16 protein-coding genes are annotated in these 16,592 nt (G+C 70.4%); 8 read left to right on the top strand and 8 right to left on the bottom strand.

The genetic code is table 11. The annotated features are described in order from the left end of the window. Positions 1 to 273: 273 nt before the first annotated feature. The 3 genes from RIF65_RS03095 to RIF65_RS03105 are packed head-to-tail and all read right to left on the bottom strand — an operon-like array spanning position 274 to position 2,199. Entirely contained in the window at positions 274 to 936 is a 663-nt protein-coding gene (locus RIF65_RS03095; protein ID WP_309064489.1) for a cation transporter, read from the bottom strand. Beyond that, positions 933 to 1,277: an ArsR/SmtB family transcription factor gene (locus RIF65_RS03100; RefSeq protein WP_309064488.1), complete on the bottom strand. Its 345-nt coding sequence runs from the start codon at positions 1,275 to 1,277 to the stop codon at positions 933 to 935. The genes RIF65_RS03095 and RIF65_RS03100 overlap by 4 nt, the downstream gene beginning before the upstream one ends. A gap of 49 nt (positions 1,278 to 1,326) precedes the next feature. After that, positions 1,327 to 2,199: a phosphotransferase family protein gene (locus RIF65_RS03105; RefSeq protein WP_309064487.1), complete on the bottom strand. Its 873-nt coding sequence runs from the start codon at positions 2,197 to 2,199 to the stop codon at positions 1,327 to 1,329. A 123-nt stretch (positions 2,200 to 2,322) separates the two neighbouring features. Here RIF65_RS03105 and RIF65_RS03110 point away from each other — a divergent pair, with 123 nt between their 5' ends. Next, a complete protein-coding gene (locus RIF65_RS03110) occupies positions 2,323 to 2,505 on the top strand; it encodes a hypothetical protein (protein ID WP_309064486.1) in 183 nt (60 codons plus the stop codon). A gap of 30 nt (positions 2,506 to 2,535) precedes the next feature. On the opposite strand, the gene RIF65_RS03115 is transcribed toward RIF65_RS03110, so the two are convergent. Both RIF65_RS03115 and RIF65_RS03120 read right to left on the bottom strand, forming a co-directional pair. Beyond that, the gene (locus tag RIF65_RS03115) at positions 2,536 to 3,069 is read right to left on the bottom strand and encodes a PRC-barrel domain-containing protein (RefSeq protein WP_309064485.1); all 534 of its coding nucleotides are present in this window, start codon (positions 3,067 to 3,069) and stop codon (positions 2,536 to 2,538) included. Between the two features lie 28 nt (positions 3,070 to 3,097). After that, positions 3,098 to 3,733 (bottom strand): hypothetical protein, encoded by a 636-nt coding sequence (locus RIF65_RS03120; protein WP_309064484.1) that lies wholly within the window; start codon positions 3,731 to 3,733, stop codon positions 3,098 to 3,100. 220 nt (positions 3,734 to 3,953) lie between these two features. On the opposite strand from RIF65_RS03120, the gene RIF65_RS03125 reads away from it, so the two are divergent. The 4 genes from RIF65_RS03125 (at position 3,954) to treZ (ending at position 11,007) form a co-directional block, all read left to right on the top strand. Further along, positions 3,954 to 4,244 (top strand): hypothetical protein, encoded by a 291-nt coding sequence (locus RIF65_RS03125; RefSeq protein ID WP_309064483.1) that lies wholly within the window; start codon positions 3,954 to 3,956, stop codon positions 4,242 to 4,244. Between the two features lie 106 nt (positions 4,245 to 4,350). Next, the gene (gene glgX, locus RIF65_RS03130) at positions 4,351 to 6,819 is read left to right on the top strand and encodes a glycogen debranching protein GlgX (RefSeq protein WP_309064482.1); all 2,469 of its coding nucleotides are present in this window, start codon (positions 4,351 to 4,353) and stop codon (positions 6,817 to 6,819) included. A 35-nt stretch (positions 6,820 to 6,854) separates the two neighbouring features. Further along, entirely contained in the window at positions 6,855 to 9,221 is a 2,367-nt protein-coding gene (gene treY / locus RIF65_RS03135; RefSeq protein WP_309064481.1) for a malto-oligosyltrehalose synthase, read from the top strand. A 31-nt stretch (positions 9,222 to 9,252) separates the two neighbouring features. Beyond that, entirely contained in the window at positions 9,253 to 11,007 is a 1,755-nt protein-coding gene (treZ, locus tag RIF65_RS03140; protein WP_309064480.1) for a malto-oligosyltrehalose trehalohydrolase, read from the top strand. A 12-nt stretch (positions 11,008 to 11,019) separates the two neighbouring features. On the opposite strand, the gene RIF65_RS03145 is transcribed toward treZ, so the two are convergent. Together RIF65_RS03145 and RIF65_RS03150 are read right to left on the bottom strand one after the other, a co-directional pair. Next, positions 11,020 to 12,450: a CoA transferase gene (locus tag RIF65_RS03145; protein WP_309064479.1), complete on the bottom strand. Its 1,431-nt coding sequence runs from the start codon at positions 12,448 to 12,450 to the stop codon at positions 11,020 to 11,022. 63 nt (positions 12,451 to 12,513) lie between these two features. After that, positions 12,514 to 12,882, bottom strand: a complete 369-nt coding sequence (locus RIF65_RS03150; RefSeq protein ID WP_309064478.1) for a hypothetical protein — start codon at positions 12,880 to 12,882, stop codon at positions 12,514 to 12,516. Between the two features lie 191 nt (positions 12,883 to 13,073). On the opposite strand from RIF65_RS03150, the gene RIF65_RS03155 reads away from it, so the two are divergent. Together RIF65_RS03155 and RIF65_RS03160 are read left to right on the top strand one after the other, a co-directional pair. Continuing rightward, positions 13,074 to 14,414, top strand: a complete 1,341-nt coding sequence (locus RIF65_RS03155) for an APC family permease (RefSeq protein WP_309064504.1) — start codon at positions 13,074 to 13,076, stop codon at positions 14,412 to 14,414. Then, a complete protein-coding gene (locus RIF65_RS03160) occupies positions 14,411 to 14,758 on the top strand; it encodes a hypothetical protein (RefSeq protein ID WP_309064477.1) in 348 nt (115 codons plus the stop codon). The genes RIF65_RS03155 and RIF65_RS03160 overlap by 4 nt, the downstream gene beginning before the upstream one ends. A gap of 12 nt (positions 14,759 to 14,770) precedes the next feature. Here RIF65_RS03160 and RIF65_RS03165 read toward each other — a convergent pair whose 3' ends face one another. Next, positions 14,771 to 15,253, bottom strand: coding sequence for an Lrp/AsnC family transcriptional regulator (locus RIF65_RS03165; protein WP_309064503.1), 483 nt, complete (start codon positions 15,251 to 15,253; stop codon positions 14,771 to 14,773). A gap of 116 nt (positions 15,254 to 15,369) precedes the next feature. On the opposite strand from RIF65_RS03165, the gene RIF65_RS03170 reads away from it, so the two are divergent. Continuing rightward, the gene (locus RIF65_RS03170; RefSeq protein WP_309064476.1) at positions 15,370 to 16,575 is read left to right on the top strand and encodes a trans-sulfuration enzyme family protein; all 1,206 of its coding nucleotides are present in this window, start codon (positions 15,370 to 15,372) and stop codon (positions 16,573 to 16,575) included. The last annotated feature ends 17 nt before the right edge of the window (positions 16,576 to 16,592 follow it).

A 16,592-nucleotide genomic window follows, 5' to 3' on the forward strand; every position in this document is an offset into this window, starting at 1 on the left:
CAAACAACGTGCCGAGTTCGTCGGAGGCTTCACGACTATGGATCGTGAACCATACCGATCCCCGTTCTACCGCGAAATCACGCGGCTAATACGAGAACCCGTCCACACTTTCTTGCCGATAACCCCCCCACCGCCCCCTCTGCGTCCGCGAGGGCAAATCGACGTCAGAGATCATCCGTAATGAGGACTCGACCTCAGTGGTTCGACTTGCTGCCCTGATCGAATACCTCGCCCAGTATCCGCGCGAGACGACTACCGCACCAGCCCCACGCCTCAGTGTCCGTGCTCGTCGTCCCCTTCGAGGATCATCCCCACCGAGGTCGCGCACGCATCGCCGCGCCACGCTTCGATGCCTTCGCGCACCGCGAATCCGGCGATGACGAGGCCGGCGACGGCATCCGCCCACCACCAGCCGAACAGGCTGTTGACGACCAGCCCGACGAGCACTGCCGCGGACAGATACGTGCAGATCAGCGTCTGCTTCGAGTCGGCCACGGCGGTCGCCGATCCGAGTTCCGTGCCGGCGCGCCGCTCGGCGAGCGACAGGAACGGCATGACCACCACGCTCAACGCGGTGATGGCGATCCCCGGCGGGGAGTGCTCGACCTCGACCCGGCCCACGAGCGCCAGCAGCGACGTCGCCGAGACGTACGCCGCGAGCGCGAAGAACGCGACCGCGATGACCCGCAGCGTGCCCTTCTCCCACCGCTCGGGGTCGCGGCGCGTGAACTGCCACGCGACCGCTGCCGCCGAGAGCACCTCGATGGTCGAATCAAGCCCGAATCCGATCAGCGCGGCCGACGATGCGGCCGTTCCCGCCGCGATCGCGACCACCGCCTCGACGAGGTTGTAAGCGATCGTCGCCGACACGATCCAGCGGATCCGGCGGTGCAGAGCGTGCCTTCTGGCATCCGTCAGTGCAGTCGTCGTGGTCATGCGCAGGTGCACTCCTCTCCGGCGCAGCAGCCGGGATCGACCTCGAGCACGGTGCGGAGCATCTCCCCGAGAGCGGGCGCGATGTGGGGATCGGCCAGCCGGTACCAACTGCGCCGACCGTCCCGGACGGACTCGACAAGCCCGCAGCCGCGCAGGCACGCGAGCTGATTCGACATCACCTGCCGCGAGACACCGAGCGCATCCGCAAGATCGGAGGGTGTCGCCGGAGCCTGCCGCAGTGCGAGCAGGATGCCGGCGCGTGTGGCATCGGAAAGAGCATGTCCGAAGCGTGCCAGCGCCGCGATATGCGTGGCGGTCGCGATCGTCGTGGCGAGAGACATGCGAACAACGTACACGCTTCGCTGTATAAACGTGGAGCGAGCGCGTGGCTCAACCCGACGCGTCGCCGAACACGTGCGCGAACGTCCGCCGGGCGTTCCGCAGATACGCTCCGCGCCCGACGGGATCCTCGACGCCGAAGGCCAGATCCTCCAGCCAGCGGCAGCGCGCATAGAACCGGATCCGGTGCCGCTCGTCATCGCCGACGGCATGTCCGAGCGACTCGCTCACCCGGTACGCCACGGCGGCTCCCAGGTCGCGATACAGCGAACCGGCGTCGCGGGCGGGGTCGGTGCGGGCGGCATCCGTCCAGTCGATGATCCCGGCGACCCTGCCGCGGCCATCGACGAGGATGTGCTCCGCGCCGAGGTCGTTGTGCTGCGGCATCCGCTCGGCGCGGGCGGGCGGCGGATCCTCGGCGAGGAACGTCGCGACGGCGTCGGCATCCGCGGGGGAGAGGCGCGACCGCACCGCATTGAAGTCGCGGATCGCGTCGCGATGCCATTCCCGCTCGGGGTAGTCGTCGACGGGCAGGCGCGCCGCCTCGGGTACCGCCCGGAGCGCCCGCAGCACCTCGACGATCGCCGCCGTGACATCGGCGTCGTGGCTGAGCGGATGCTGGAGCAGCGGCGCACCGGGAAGCCGTCGGTAGGCGAACATCCCGAGATCCTCGGCGTGGAAGAGCGGGACGGGCACCGGCACCGCGGTGGCGTCCGCCAGCGCGCGCAGCAGGGCCACCTCGCGGCCGACCGCCTCGGCATCCACCCCGCGGCGGACGACGATGTCGCCGATCCGGAAGGTGGTGTTCTCGTCCCGCCTGGCGAGCACCTCGATGGCATCATCCGCGCGCCACAGGCCGTGTACGCTCCCGAACTCTGCGAGCGTCGACCGCTCGGCTTCGGTGACCATCTCCTCGCTGCCCATAGCGGACAGCATTGCAGCGACAGGGGCTCACTGGCGAGCATGAGGGGGTGCCGCTTGATCTCGCCTTCCCGTTCACCGGACGTTGGCTCGTGCAGAACAGCCCGGCCGACCGGGTGCCCAGCCATGGCACGACCCTTTCGGCACGGCGTACGCGATCGAGTCGGGCGGTGCGGCAACTCCGGCAACAGCACCGAACCGCATGTCCACGTCCAGGCGGTCGACAGCCGCGACATCGGCACGGCCCGCGCCGTGCCGATCCGCTTCAACGGGCGGATGCCGCGCAACGGCGAGATCGTCGACGTGTGACCGGCCGCTGCCTGCTCAGCGGCACCCCGCTCAGCGCCGGTCGCGCCGCAACGGACCGCCGTCGTGGCCGTGCAGCTCGCTCGTCGTGTCGATGTGCGACCCCTCGCCGGCCGGGCGCTCCGTGATCACCTCTTCGCGCGTCAGCGGTCTGATGCCGTCGTCGCGCTCGGCCACGACGTACCGCTCCAGCCGCGCGCGACGGCGCGGTTCGTCATCGCGCGCGTCGTCGCGCTCTGCCACGGCATCCTCTCCGGTGCCGTGCTCGTAGTAGTCGTGGATGCCGTCGATCTCCTCGTCGGTGAGAGTGCCGTCGGCGTCGATGCGCGGCGCGTGCTTGATCGTGTCCTTGTCGTACTGCACGTGCAGGACCTCGCCGTCGAAGTCCGCGTCTCCCAGCGGGACGAACGACTCGGCCGTGCCGAAGAGCCCAGTAGGGACGCCGACGAACAGCGGGTGGCCGCCGTCGGGGTCGACGTACACGTGCTTCACGGTGCCGATCTTCGACCCGTCCGGCGCGACGACGGGTGCGCCGAACAGGCTGTTGACGTTGTGCGAATCGATCATCGGGGTGCCCTTCCTGTCGCGCGGGCGCTCATCGTCCGAGCCCGACCCGGTCGACGCGCCGGTGGTACCGCATGCCACCCATCCCGCCGAGCACCGCGCCGCCCAGGCTGACGAGCGCGACCACGATCGCCGTGACGATGCCGGTCACCGTGAGCGTGCCTTCGTCGACGGGGATCCGCGGGAAGCTGTTGAGCTGTCCGAGCACGTTGAACTGCGAGCCGGCGACCGCCGCGATGATGGCGACGACGATCGCAATGACCACCGCCCAGAGCCAGACCGCGACACCCTGTTTGGCGCCCGAGAATCGAGCCATCCGCCCGGCGACATAACCGCCGCAGTAGTAGGCGATGAACAGCACGAGCGCCAGGGCGATCGCCCCGATGATGGTGACCGTGTCCGCGTTGGCGGCGATGTCGTCCGCCGCTTCATCCACATCGCCCTCCGTCACGCCCAGTCCGAGCCCGGCCCCGACGGCGCTGAGCAGGGCCGTGAGCAGGACCGCCGTGCCGGTCGCGGTCAGCCAGCCGAAGAACGCGGAACCCCACTTGAATCCGCCGAACCGCTCCTGTTCGCGATCCAGCACCTCCTCGCGCTGCGTCGGGCCGCGCTCGGCGGACACGGCGGCGGGCTCGCGGTCATGAGGATCAGAACTGTGTGTGCTCATCTCGACTCCTGACGTCTGGTGGGCGGACGCCCACGTGATCAGTTCCAGGCTGTGCTCTCCGGCACGGGATCAGGAGGGGGTTGACCTCCGCGCCGGGGAAGTGCCACGCGGGCGCGCTGAAATGCGACGCTGACATGCGCGGTGACGCGCCGAGTGCCACACGCCCGCCGTGATTGCAAGCCCCTGCAGCGCTCTCAGGTCGTTTTTCTACCCTGCCGGGATGGTGACGCTGCAGACGATGAATCGCACATTACTGGGGGTCGACGGCACCACCTTTCCGCTCGCACAGGGAGTGGACGTCGACGATCTGAAACGGCGGATCGAAGAGGCGGTCGAGACGTCCGGACGCTTCGTGAACTTCGTGGTGGTCGGCAACCGGCCGGTGAGCGTGCTCTTCACGCCGCACTCCTCGGTGCACATCACGGACGAGACGGTGCAGTTCGACCCCAGAGACACGGGTGAGGAGTCCGCGCCGTTCGGCGGATTCTTCGATCACGACCTGCTCGGCTGACGCGCTCCGGGGGTCCTATAGCAGATGACGCCCGAGCTCCGCACGCGTTTGCCTTCGATTCCGGCACCCCCGCTAAGGTGAAGTTCTTCCGACAGAGGGGATGCCCATGCAGGCATGGCCAGGATCCGCGTACCCCCTGGGCGCGACGTTCGACGGCAGCGGCACCAACTTCGCACTGTTCAGCGAAGGAGCCGACAAGGTGGAGCTCTGCCTCTTCGACGAGGACGGTGCCGAGTCCCGAGTGCCGCTCATAGACGTCGACGCGTTCGTGTGGCATGCGTACCTTCCCGGCGTCGGGCCCGGCCAGCGCTACGGCTACCGCGTGCACGGGTCGAACGACCCCACCGAGGGGCAGCGCTTCAACCCGAACAAGCTGCTTCTCGACCCCTACGCGAAGGCGGTGGACGGGCAGATCGAGTGGGGTCAGTCCGTGTTCGGCTACGACTTCGGCGACCCCGACTCCCGCAACGACGAGGACTCGGCTGCCGCGATGATGAAGGGCGTCGTCGTCAACCCGTTCTTCGACTGGGACGGCGACCGACGGCCGAAGACGCCGTACGCGGAGTCGTTCATCTACGAGACGCACGTCAAGGGGATGACGCGGCTGCACCCCGACATCCCGGAGGAGATCCGGGGCACGTACGGCGCGATGGCACATCCCGCCGTCGTCGAGCATCTCAAGAAGCTCGGCGTCACCGCCGTGGAACTCATGCCGGTGCACCAGTTCGTCAACGACTCCACCCTGCAGGACAAGGGGCTGTCGAACTACTGGGGCTACAACACCATCGCCTTCTTCGCCCCGCAGAACACCTACGCCGCCACCGGCCAGCGCGGGCAGCAGGTGCAGGAGTTCAAGAGCATGGTGAAGGCGCTGCACGCCGAGGGCATCGAGGTCATCCTCGACGTCGTCTACAACCACACCGCCGAGGGGAACCATCTCGGCCCGACACTGTCGATGCGCGGGATCGACAACGCGGCCTACTACCGGCTCGAGGCGAACGACAAGCGGTACTACACCGACTACACCGGTACGGGCAACAGCCTGAACGTCGGAGACCCGCACACGCTGCAGCTCATCATGGACTCGCTGCGCTACTGGGTGCTGGAGATGCACGTCGACGGGTTCCGGTTCGACCTCGCCGCCACCCTCGCCCGCGAGTTCTACGACGTCGACCGCCTGTCCACCTTCTTCGAGCTGGTCCAGCAGGATCCGGTGGTCTCGCAAGTGAAGCTGATCGCCGAGCCGTGGGACATCGGCCCGGGTGGCTACCAGGTGGGCAACTTCCCGCCGCAGTGGACGGAGTGGAACGGCAAGTACCGCGACACCGTGCGGGACTTCTGGCGCGGCGAGCCGCAGGCCCTCGGTGAGTTCGCCTCCCGGCTCACCGGTTCGGCCGACCTGTACGAGCACTCCGGCCGCCGACCGGTCGCCTCGATCAACTTCGTCACCGCGCACGACGGTTTCACCCTGCGCGATCTGGTGTCGTACAACGAGAAGCACAACGACGCGAACGGCGAGGACGGCCGCGACGGCGAGTCGCACAACCGCTCCTGGAACTGCGGGGTCGAAGGTCCGACCGACGATCCGGAGGTGCGCACGCTGCGCGCCCGCCAGCAGCGCAACTTCCTCGCCACCCTCCTGCTCTCGCAGGGGGTGCCGATGCTCTCGCACGGCGACGAACTCGGCCGCACGCAGCAGGGCAACAACAACGGCTACGCCCAGGACAACGAGCTGACCTGGATCCATTGGGATGCCGTCGACCAGCCGCTCGTGGAGTTCACGGCCGCCCTTTCGCGGCTGCGCCGAGAGCACCCTGCCTTCCGCCGCAGCCGGTTCTTCGACGGCCGCCCGGTGCGGCGCGAGGAGGGGGCGCCGCTGCCCGACATCGCGTGGCTGCGCCCGGACGGCAGCCTGATGCAGCCCGAGGACTGGGAGTCCGGCTTCGGTCGCGCGATCGGCGTGTTCCTGAACGGCGACGGCATCCGCGAGCGGGACACCCGCGGGCAGGAGGTGCGGGATCAGCACTTCGTGATCCTGTTCAACGCCGGCGCGGAACCGGTGGACTTCTCGTTCCCCGACGTGGCGATCGCCCAGGAGTGGGAGATCCTGGTCGACACCGAGGGCAAGCGCGCCGGCAGCGGCCTCGTCGCCCCCGCGGAGGGGCTGACCCTCGCGGCACGCTCGCTCGTCGTGCTCACGGAGCACCACGGTGTGCAGCCGGAGATCGACCACTCGGTGGCCGCGTCGCTCGCCGCTCACGTCGCCGACGAGACCGAGCGCGCCGCCCGAGCCGAGACACCGGTCGCCCCTGCCTCGGACGCCGTCGCCTTGGACACCGCGCCGGATGCCGACACGGGTGCCGAACCGGATGCCGGAACGGGCGCTGAATCGGGTGCCGGAACGGGCCCTGAATCGGATGCCGCCGAATCGGATGCCGCCGAATCGGATACCGGTACCGGCGCCGCACGCGTTGCCGCGCCGGCCCCGGAACAGCCCGCCGACTCCGGCACGTCCGACTTCGGTACGGCCGATCCTGTCGGGCCCGAGTCAGGGAAGCCCCGCTACGGGAAGTAGCACGGCGCCCGAACCCGCTCCAGGAAGAGGTCACGATGACTCCGCGCTCCACCTACCGCCTGCAGATCCGGCAGTCCTTCGACCTCGACGACGCGGCGGCCGTGACCGGCTATCTACGTGACCTGGGGGTCGACTGGGCGTACCTGTCGCCGCTCCTGCAGGCGACGGAGGGCTCCGACCACGGTTACGACGTCGTCGACCCGACGCGGGTCGATCCCGCCAGAGGGGGAGCGGCCGGACTCGAGCACTTCGCGGCGGCGGCACGGGGCGCCGGACTCGGCATCCTGGTCGACATCGTCCCCAACCACATGGGCATCTCCCGCCCCGAACAGAACGCCTGGTGGTGGGACGTGCTCACCCACGGCCGCGCGTCCGCCCACGCCGCCGCGTTCGACATCGACTGGGACTTCGGCGGCGGCAAGGTGTGCGTGCCGATCCTCGGCGACGAACCCGACGCCGTGCTCGCGCGCGGTGAGATCCGCATCGACACGACGGCGTCCGAGCACGCGCCAGCGGGCCTCGCCCGGTACTTCGACAACGCCCTGCCCCTCACGCCCGGCTCCGTGGGACCCGACGACGATCTGGCGTCGGCCGACGGCATCCGCGCGGTCCTCGACCGCCAGCACTGGCGGCTGGAGTTCTGGCGCAACGAGAACGCGATCCTGAACTACCGCCGCTTCTTCGCGGTGACCACCCTCGCCGGTGTCCGCGTGGAGGACCCCGCGGTGTTCGACGCCACACACGTCGAGGTGCTGCGGTGGATCCGCGAAGGACTCGTCGACGGTCTGCGCGTCGACCACCCGGACGGGCTCGCCGACCCGGGCGGGTATCTCGACCGCCTCGGCGACGCCACCGGCGATGCGTACGTGCTGGTGGAGAAGATCCTCGAGCACAGCGCCACCGCACACCCCGAGCCGCTGCCGTCCTGGTGGCGCACAGCGGGCACCACAGGGTACGACGCGCTCGCCGAGATCGACCGGGTGCTCACCGACCCGGCGGGTGCCGAGACCCTCGACGCCCTCGACGTCCGCCTGCACGCCGAAAGCGGGCTCGACCACCTGTCCTGGCCCGACCTGATCCACGCCACCAAGCGCCGGGCCGCTGAGCAGATGCTCACCGCCGAGGTCCGCCGGCTCGTGCGGTGCCTGCCCGCGCCGATCGAGCATGCCGAGGAGGCACTGGTCGAACTGCTGTCCTGCTATCCCGTCTACCGCTCGTACCTGCCCGCCGGGATCGGCTGGTTCCAGCAGGCGGCGACCGAGGCTTCCGCCCGCCGCCCCGAGCTGGCCGGTGCCATCGCCGCGCTGACCCCCGCGCTCACCGACCCCGACCGTGAAGTCGCCCGCCGCTTCGCCCAGACCGCAGGGCCGGTGATGGCGAAGGGGGTCGAGGACACCGCGTTCTACCGGTTCACCAGGCTCGGCTCCCTCACCGAGGTCGGTGGTGACCCGTCGGTCTTCGCGCTGCCCGTCGGTGGCTTCCATGACGCGCAGGCACGACACGCTTCCGCCTGGCCCGACGCGATGACGACGCTCAGCACGCACGACACCAAGCGCGGCGAGGACGTGCGCGCCCGGCTGGCCGTGCTCGCGGAGATCCCTGACCGCTGGGCCGACGTGCTCGACCGGCTGCGCGGCATCGCCTCCACGGGTCACGGCCCCTTCGACGCCCTGCTGTGGCAGGCGATCATCGGGGCCTGGCCGGCGACCCCGGAGCGGCTGCACGCTTACGCCGAGAAGGCTGCTCGGGAGGCCGGCGACCGCACCGACTGGTGGGATCCCGACCCCGCCTTCGAGGAGCGCATGCACGCCCTCGTCGACGCGGCCTTCGACACCGCCCGCCCGGTGATCGACGACTTCGTCACAGAGATCGCGCCCGCCGGCTGGTCGAACGGACTTTCCGCCAAGCTGCTGCAGCTCGCCGCACCTGGCGTCCCCGACGTGTATCAGGGTTCTGAACTGTGGGAGACGTCGCTGGTCGACCCCGACAACCGGCGCCCCGTCGACTTCGACCTTCGCCGCCGGATGTTGGCAGAACTGGACGCGCCCGGCGCGGCCACGCCGACCATCGACGCGTCTGCCGCGGCCAAGCTGCTCGTCACCTCACGGGCGCTGCGCCTGCGCCGCGACCGGCCGGACCTGTACACCCGGTACCGCCCCCTGACCGTCGCCGGATCGGCGGCCGGCCACGCGGTCGCCTTCGACCGCGGCGGCGCGGTGGCCGTCGCCACCCGGTTGCCGATCGCCCTCGCCGCCCGCGGCGGGTGGGAGGACACCGAACTGCTCCTGCCCACCGGGGAGTGGCGCGAAGAGTTCACGGGTCGCCGGATCCACGGCGGGCGGGTGCGCCTCACCGAGCTGCTCGGCGACCTCCCCGTCGCACTGTTGGCCCGCCCGCAGTGAGCCCCGAGACCACACCCGGAGGAGGAGAGCGATGATCGAAGTCTGGGCACCTCGCGCGGAGCGGGTGCGGCTGCGCCGAGCGGATGCCGGGCCCGCGGGCGACACCGACATGACGGCATCCGTCGACGGATGGTGGCGGGCGGATGTGACCCTGGCGGAGGGCGACGCGTACGGCTTCCTGCTGGGCGACGCCGACGCCGTGCGGCCGGACCCCCGTTCGCGCCGCCAGCCGCACGGCGTGCACGGGCTCTCGGCCTGGTTCGACCCGCACGCGTTCGCGTGGACCGACGACGCCTGGACGGGACGTCAACTCGCCGGCGGCCTGATCTACGAACTGCACATCGGCACGTTCACGCCAGAGGGCACGCTGGACGCCGCGATCGGACGGCTGCCGCACCTCGTCGAGCTCGGCGTGACGCACGTCGAGCTGCTGCCCGTGAACGCCTTCAACGGGGAATGGAACTGGGGCTACGACGGCGTGCTCTGGTACGTGGTGCACGAGGCGTACGGCGGACCCGCCGCCTATCAGCGGTTCGTCGACGCCGCCCACGCCGCCGGGCTCGCCGTCATCCAGGACGTCGTCTACAACCATCTCGGGCCGTCAGGCAACTATCTGCCGGAGTTCGGTCCTTACCTGCGTGACGGGTCACGCAACACGTGGGGCGACAGCGTCGATCTCGATCAGCCGCCGGTGCGTTCGTTCATCGTCGACAACGCGCTGATGTGGCTGCGCGACCACCACGTCGACGGGCTGCGGCTCGACGCCGTGCACGCCCTGCACGACGAGCAGCCGGTGCATATCCTTCGCGAACTGGCGGAGGCGGTGGATGCGCTGTCGGCTCACCTGCGCCGGCCGCTCACACTCATCGCCGAATCCGACCTGAACGACCCCACGCTGATCCTTCCGCGCGAGGCGGGCGGTCACGGGTTGAGCGCCCAATGGAGCGACGACCACCACCACGCCGTGCACGTCGCGCTGACCGGGGAGGTCGCCGGCTACTACGCCGACTTCGCCGCTCCTGACGCACTCACGAAGACCTGGACCAGGGGCTTCTTCCACGACGGCACCTACTCGTCGTTCCGTGGCCGGGACCACGGCTTCCCGATCCCGGGCGAGGTGCCCGCGTGGCGGCTGGTCACGTTCGCACAGGACCACGACCAGATCGGCAACAGGGCGGCGGGGGACCGGCTGTCCGCTTCGCTGCCCTTCGGCCGCCTCGCCGTGGCCGCCGTGCTCACCCTTACCGCCCCTGGCACGCCGATGCTGTTCCAGGGCGAGGAGTGGGGCGCGTCCACGCCCTGGCAGTTCTTCACCTCGCATCCGGAGGACTGGCTCGGCGAGGCGACGGCGAAGGGGCGTGTCGCGGAGTTCGAGCGGATGGGCTGGGACCCGGACGTCGTGCCCGACCCGCAGGACCCGCAGACCTTTCACCGTTCGAAGCTGCGGTGGGAGGAGGCGCAGGCGGGTGAGCACGCCCGACTGCTCGCGCTGTACCGTGCGCTCGCCGCGCTGCGCCGCACGCACCCCGAGCTCACGGACCCCTCGTTCGGCTCGCTGTCGGCGTGGACGGATGCCGCCGCCGATCCTGCCGGGCGGGTGTTCGTCCTCGGCCGTGGGCGCGTCAGCGTGATCGTGAACCTCGGAACCGAGCAGTTCCGGAGCCCCGTCGCGGACGACGAGGAGCTGCTGCTCGCAACCGACCCCGGCATCGCCCTGGTCGAGGGGGCGCTTGTCGTGCCGCCGGACGCCGCGGCGGTGATCGGTCCGCCCCCGCGCGCGTCCTGACCCGCGCCGGGTTCAGCTCGCCCAGACCGGCCGATCCGTGCCCCATGGGTGGATCGCCTGCGGATAGTCCGCAGGAGCGTCGGGGTAGGCGAGAACGGGCGGTGCGCACTCCACCACTCCGGAGGCCGGGGCGCCGTCCGCGGCCACCGGCACGGACACCGTGGGCAGAGCGGCACCGTCGTCGCTCGCGGAGTCCGGTGCGTCGCGCGCCGCGAGCAGGGCGTGCGCGACACCGGCCAGGCTGATCTGCACTTCGTACGATCCGCCGTCGTGCCGCTGCCGCCGCACGGCCGTAGCAATCGCCGCCGCAAGGAAATGCCCGGCGGAGTGGTCGAGCGCCTGAACGGGCAGCGCACCGGGCGTCTCCCCGCCGTCGCGGCTCTCGCGCATCGCGATACCGGATGCCGCCTGCACCAGGCTGTCGAAGCCCCGCCGGCGCCCCCACGGCCCGTCGGTTCCCCATGCCGACAGCTGCGCGACGATGATCCCCGGATGCCGTTCGTGCAGCGTGCCCGCGTCGAGTCCGTACTTCGCCAGGGCGCCGGGACGGTAGCCGTGGACGACGACGTCGGCATCCGCCAGCAGGTCGTCGAGGCGCTGGCGCTCGGCGGCGACGTCGAGATCGAGGAGGGTGCTGCGCTTGCCCTGACCGGTGTCGAAGTGTTGCCAACTGGGTTCCGGCAGCCGGGGCGAGTCGACCCGGAGCACGTCCGCTCCAGCGAGGGCGAGATCGCGTGTCGCGACGGGCCCCGCGATCACCCGGGTCAGATCCAGCACCCGCAGCCCGCTCAGCGGGCGGGCGCCGCGCGGCCGCATCGGACGGGGAGGGGCGCCGTCGCGGTCACGCAGCAGGACCAGCGGGGCGCCGTCGATGTGCGGATGCTGGGGGTGCTCCCGCCACTCGTGCGGTGTGCGCACGGCGAGCACGAGGGCGCCGCCGGCGGCCGCGCCGTCCTCCAGCTCGAAACGCGAGCGCTCCCGCAGCGCGGTCTGGAACCTGTCCCTGTCGGCATCCGGCGGCAGACCGAGCAGGGCGACCAGCCGCCGGGCGTGATGCGGGTAGTTTCCGTGCGTGCGCACCCACCCGTCGGCGACGCGCCAGAAGCCCGAGAGCGGGGCCCACACCGTCGGGGCCTCGCCGTCGACGCGCAGCACGCGATCGCTGCCGAACGAGGCCTGCACGCGGACCGGGTCGACCTCGACCCGAGTCGCCGCCCGCGCACGTTCGCCATCATGAGAGGAGAGCGCGATGGCGAGGGACGCGAGGGCGACGCTGTCCATGGCCAGAGCGCCGACGGGCAGAGCCGACCGCCAGTTCGGCAGGCGGGCCGGCCGCACGACGGCATCCGGTTCCTCCGGTGCCAGCCGCAGCTCCTGCGCGACCCGGCGTCCCACCTCGTGCAGCCCGGCCCGCACGGCACCGTCCTCGGCACTGTCACTCATGTGCTCCCCGCTTCGTCTCACCGCCATCCTGCCCTGATCCCGGCCGCGCGGGGAGGAGAGGTTTCACGCCCAGATCGGTGCCCAGACGATGAGCACGCAGGTGAGCATCCCCACGAACGCGACCAGCGCCATCGCCAGCATGCACACCGCCAGCAGACGAAGCCGCCGAGAACCGGGGAACACCGTGTGATGCACCGTGATCATCGCGCCGAAGAGGCCGACGAGCAGGACGGCCGTGATCGCGGCGACCGCCGCCGCGGCGCCGCCGGTCCAGATGATCCCGATCAGCGGTGCCAGGCAGACCGCTGTGAAAACGCCGGCGGAGACGATCCAGATCCGACCGTTCGAGGTGCGCAGCGCGGGCTGGTTCAGAACGCGCGTCGGATCGGTGTGAGAGCCGGCCACCGGGTGCTCGGGTGCATTGTTCGACATGGTGACGCCTCCTGCATCGCCCCCATCTTCGATCCGGAGGAATCCGCACGACAAAGGGCTGGATACCGGGCCGAGGACGCGCTATAAGCGCGGAATCGGCCCGTGCGCGGGCCCTTTGATACGGGCGGCGGCACTCGGTGTCAAGGCTCCTGCGACGGCATCCGATCGCTGCCTAGTCTCCTCGAGTGAGCATCGACGAACAGAGCACGACGACATCAGCCACAGATTCCCCGTCCCGGCTCCGCCGGGCGATCACAGGGCCGCTGCTCTACGCGTTCATCCTCGGCGACGTGCTCGGCGCGGGCATCTACGCACTGATGGGGGTGCTGTCCGGCGAGGTCGGTGGTGCGCTCTGGGCGCCGTTGCTCGTCGCGCTGCTGCTGGCGCTGCTCACCGCGGGTTCGTACGCCGAGCTCGTCACGAAGTACCCGCGTGCCGGGGGCGCGGCCGTGTTCGCGGAACGGGCGTTCCGCAACCCGCTGCTGTCGTTCCTGGTCGGTTTCAGCATGCTCGCTGCCGGAGTGGTCAGTGCGGCGGGCCTTGCCATCGCGTTCTCGGGGGACTACCTCGCCACCTTCATCGACGTGCCCGTCATTCCCGCAGCCATGGTCTTCCTCGCGCTGATCGCGGCGCTGAACGCCCGGGGCATCCGCGAATCGATGGGCAGCAACCTCGTGATGACCGCCATCGAACTGAGCGGCCTGGTGATCGTCGTCGCTGTGGTCGCGGTGTTCGTGGGCGGAGGCGGCGGGGACGTCTCCCGCGTCACGCAGCTGCCGCACGGGGTCAGTGCGGCGGGTGCGGTGCTCGGCGGTGCCATCATCGCCTACTACTCGTTCGTCGGATTCGAGACCTCCGCGAACGTGATCGAGGAGGTGAAGAACCCCCGGAGGACCTATCCGCGTGCGCTGTTCGCCGCGCTCGTCACGGCGGGAGCGATGTACGTGCTGGTCGGACTCGCCAGCTCGGCGGCGCTTCCTCCGGGGAAGCTGCAGGACTCCAGTGGCCCGCTGCTGGCGGTCGTCGAAGCCACCGGTGTGCATGTGCCGTCCTGGCTGTTCAGCCTTATCGCGCTCATCGCCGTGGCCAACGGCGCCCTGCTGACGATGATCATGGCCAGCCGCCTGGCGTTCGGAATGGCCGAGCAGGGGCTGCTCCCGCCTGTGCTCGCCCGGGTGCTGCCGCGTCGCCGCACCCCGTGGGTGGCCATTCTCGTCACCACGGCTGTCGCGATGATCCTCACGCTCATCGGCGACCTCGCCACGCTCGCCGAGACAGTGGTGCTCCTGCTGCTGTTCGTCTTCATCAGCGCGAACGTCTCCGTGCTCGTGCTGCGCCGAGACAGGGTCGAGCACGACCACTTCCGCGTCTGGACGTTCGTGCCGGTGCTCGGCATCCTCTCCTGCATCCTGCTGCTCACCCAGCAGCGCCCGATCGTGTGGCTGTTCGGCGGCCTGCTGCTCGCCGCCGGCGCGCTGCTGTACCTGGTGAGCAGGATCGTCACCACCCGCATCGGAAGGAGAACCGCATGACCGTCAGACTCAACAAGGACGCCCTCGCGCACGCGCGCCGCCTGATCCGCGACGGCAAGGTGGCGCGCGACGAGCGCGACGACTGGAGCGAGCACGCGCCGAGCACCGACGCCGAGAACGACTTCATCGACGCGCACGGCATGGCCGAGTTCGCGAAATGGCACCTCGGCGAGGACACCGAGGCCACGGAGGGGACCAAGGGTCGCTGCAAGTTCCCGTACGGCGATTTCCGTCGCGTGCACCGGTGCGCGGTGATCTCAGCGGAGAGCCGTGCGGGCCAGTACGACCACGACGAGATCGAGAAGGCGTTCAAGGAACTGCTCGAGCTGATCGACGCCGAGTGAACCGTGTCGCGATCACGGCCGCGGCACGGCGCCGACACCATCGCGGAGTTCGAACACGAGCTGCGTCTCGGTGGCCCGCACGACGTCGTGCACGGTGATGTGCTCGAGGACGATGTCGCGCAGCGCCGCGGCATCCGCCACCGCCACATGCACGAGGAAGTCGTCCGCGCCGGCGATGTGGAACACCTGCAGCACGCCGGGCGTGGCGACGAGCGCATCGAAGAGCGCCTCGACCCCGCCCTTGCTGTGGTTGGCGAGCCGCACCCTGATCATCGCCTGCACGGGTGCGCCGACCGCGGCCGGATCGATCACCAGCCGGACGCCGACGATCACGCCGCGCGCCCGAAGCGAGCGCAACCGGAAGGCACAGGTGGAGGCGGGGATGCCGAGTCGCGCGGCGACCTGCTTGACCGGCAGGTCGGGGCTGTCGACGAGCGCGGCGAGGATGCGCAGGTCGAGTTCGTCGACCGCGCCGGCGGTGCCCTGCGCTGACACCAATGTGAACTCCTCGGGACGGCCTGTGACTGCTTGCTGAACAACCTACTGGCTTCAGATAAGCACCTGCGACAACGCATCTGGAATTCAATGGTCGCGGGGCGCAAGCTGGCGACATGCCTGATCTGCCGCTGCATCCCGACACCGTCGCCGTCCACGCCGGCCGTTCCGACTTCGGAGCGCTCGGCGTGCATGCCGCGCCCATCGACCTGTCGTCGACGAACCCGCTGCCGGACATCCTGCACGGCGGCGACTCGTACGAGTCGATGGCGACCGGCGGACACCCGCTGCCCGAGGGCGGCAACGTCTACGCCCGGCTGTGGAATCCGACCGTGGCCCGCTTCGAGGACGCACTGGCCGAGCTGGAGCACGCCGAGGCGTCAGTCGCGTTCGGTTCGGGCATGGCGGCGATGACCGCCGCGATCCTCGCGCACACCACCGGCAGCGGCGCCCGCCACATCGTCGCCGTCCGTCCGCTCTACGGCGGCACCGACCACCTGCTCGATTCCGGCCTGCTCGGCGCCGAGGTCACCTTCTGCGACGAGAATGCCGTCGCCCGCAGCATCCGGCCCGACACCGGACTGGTCGTCCTCGAGACCCCCGCGAACCCGACCCTCGATCTGGTCGACATCGCGGCCGTCGTGGCGCAGGCGGGCGACGTGCCCGTCCTGGTGGACAACACGTTCGCCACTCCCGTGCTGCAGAACCCGATCGACCTCGGCGCCGCGATGTCGCTGCACAGCGCGACGAAGTACATCGGCGGGCACGGCGACGTCGTCGCCGGGGTCATCGCGTGCTCGGAGGCCACGGCTCAGGCGCTGCGGCGTGTCAGAGCCATCACCGGCGCCGTGCTGCACCCCCTCGGCGCGTATCTGCTGCACCGCGGCCTGGCCACGCTGCCGCTGCGCGTGCGCGCCCAGCAGGCCGCCGCTCGGTTGCTCGCCGAACGACTGCGCGAGCATGCGGCGGTGGCGGAGGTGCTCCATCCCGAGTTCTCCGACCCGCGGGGCCTGGTGGGCAGGCAGATGTCCGGGGGAGGGGCCATGATCGCGCTGCGCCTGGCGGGCGGCTACGCCGCCGCGGAGTTGATGACCGGATCTGTACGCCTGTTCACCCACGCGGTCTCGCTGGGCGGTGTCGACTCGCTCATCCAGCATCCCGCCGCTCTGACGCACCGCCCGGTCGCACCCGACGCGCGGCCGGGGGCCGACATCGTGCGCCTGTCGATCGGGCTGGAGAACGTCGAGGACCTGTACGCCGATCTCGATCACGCACTGACGAGGGCGCAGGCGCAGGCGCCGGCGATGCGCTCCGGCGCCTGAGCCCTCGAGCGAGACGG

Source organism: Microbacterium sp. (genome assembly GCF_031180975.1).
Classification (GTDB): domain Bacteria; phylum Actinomycetota; class Actinomycetes; order Actinomycetales; family Microbacteriaceae; genus Microbacterium.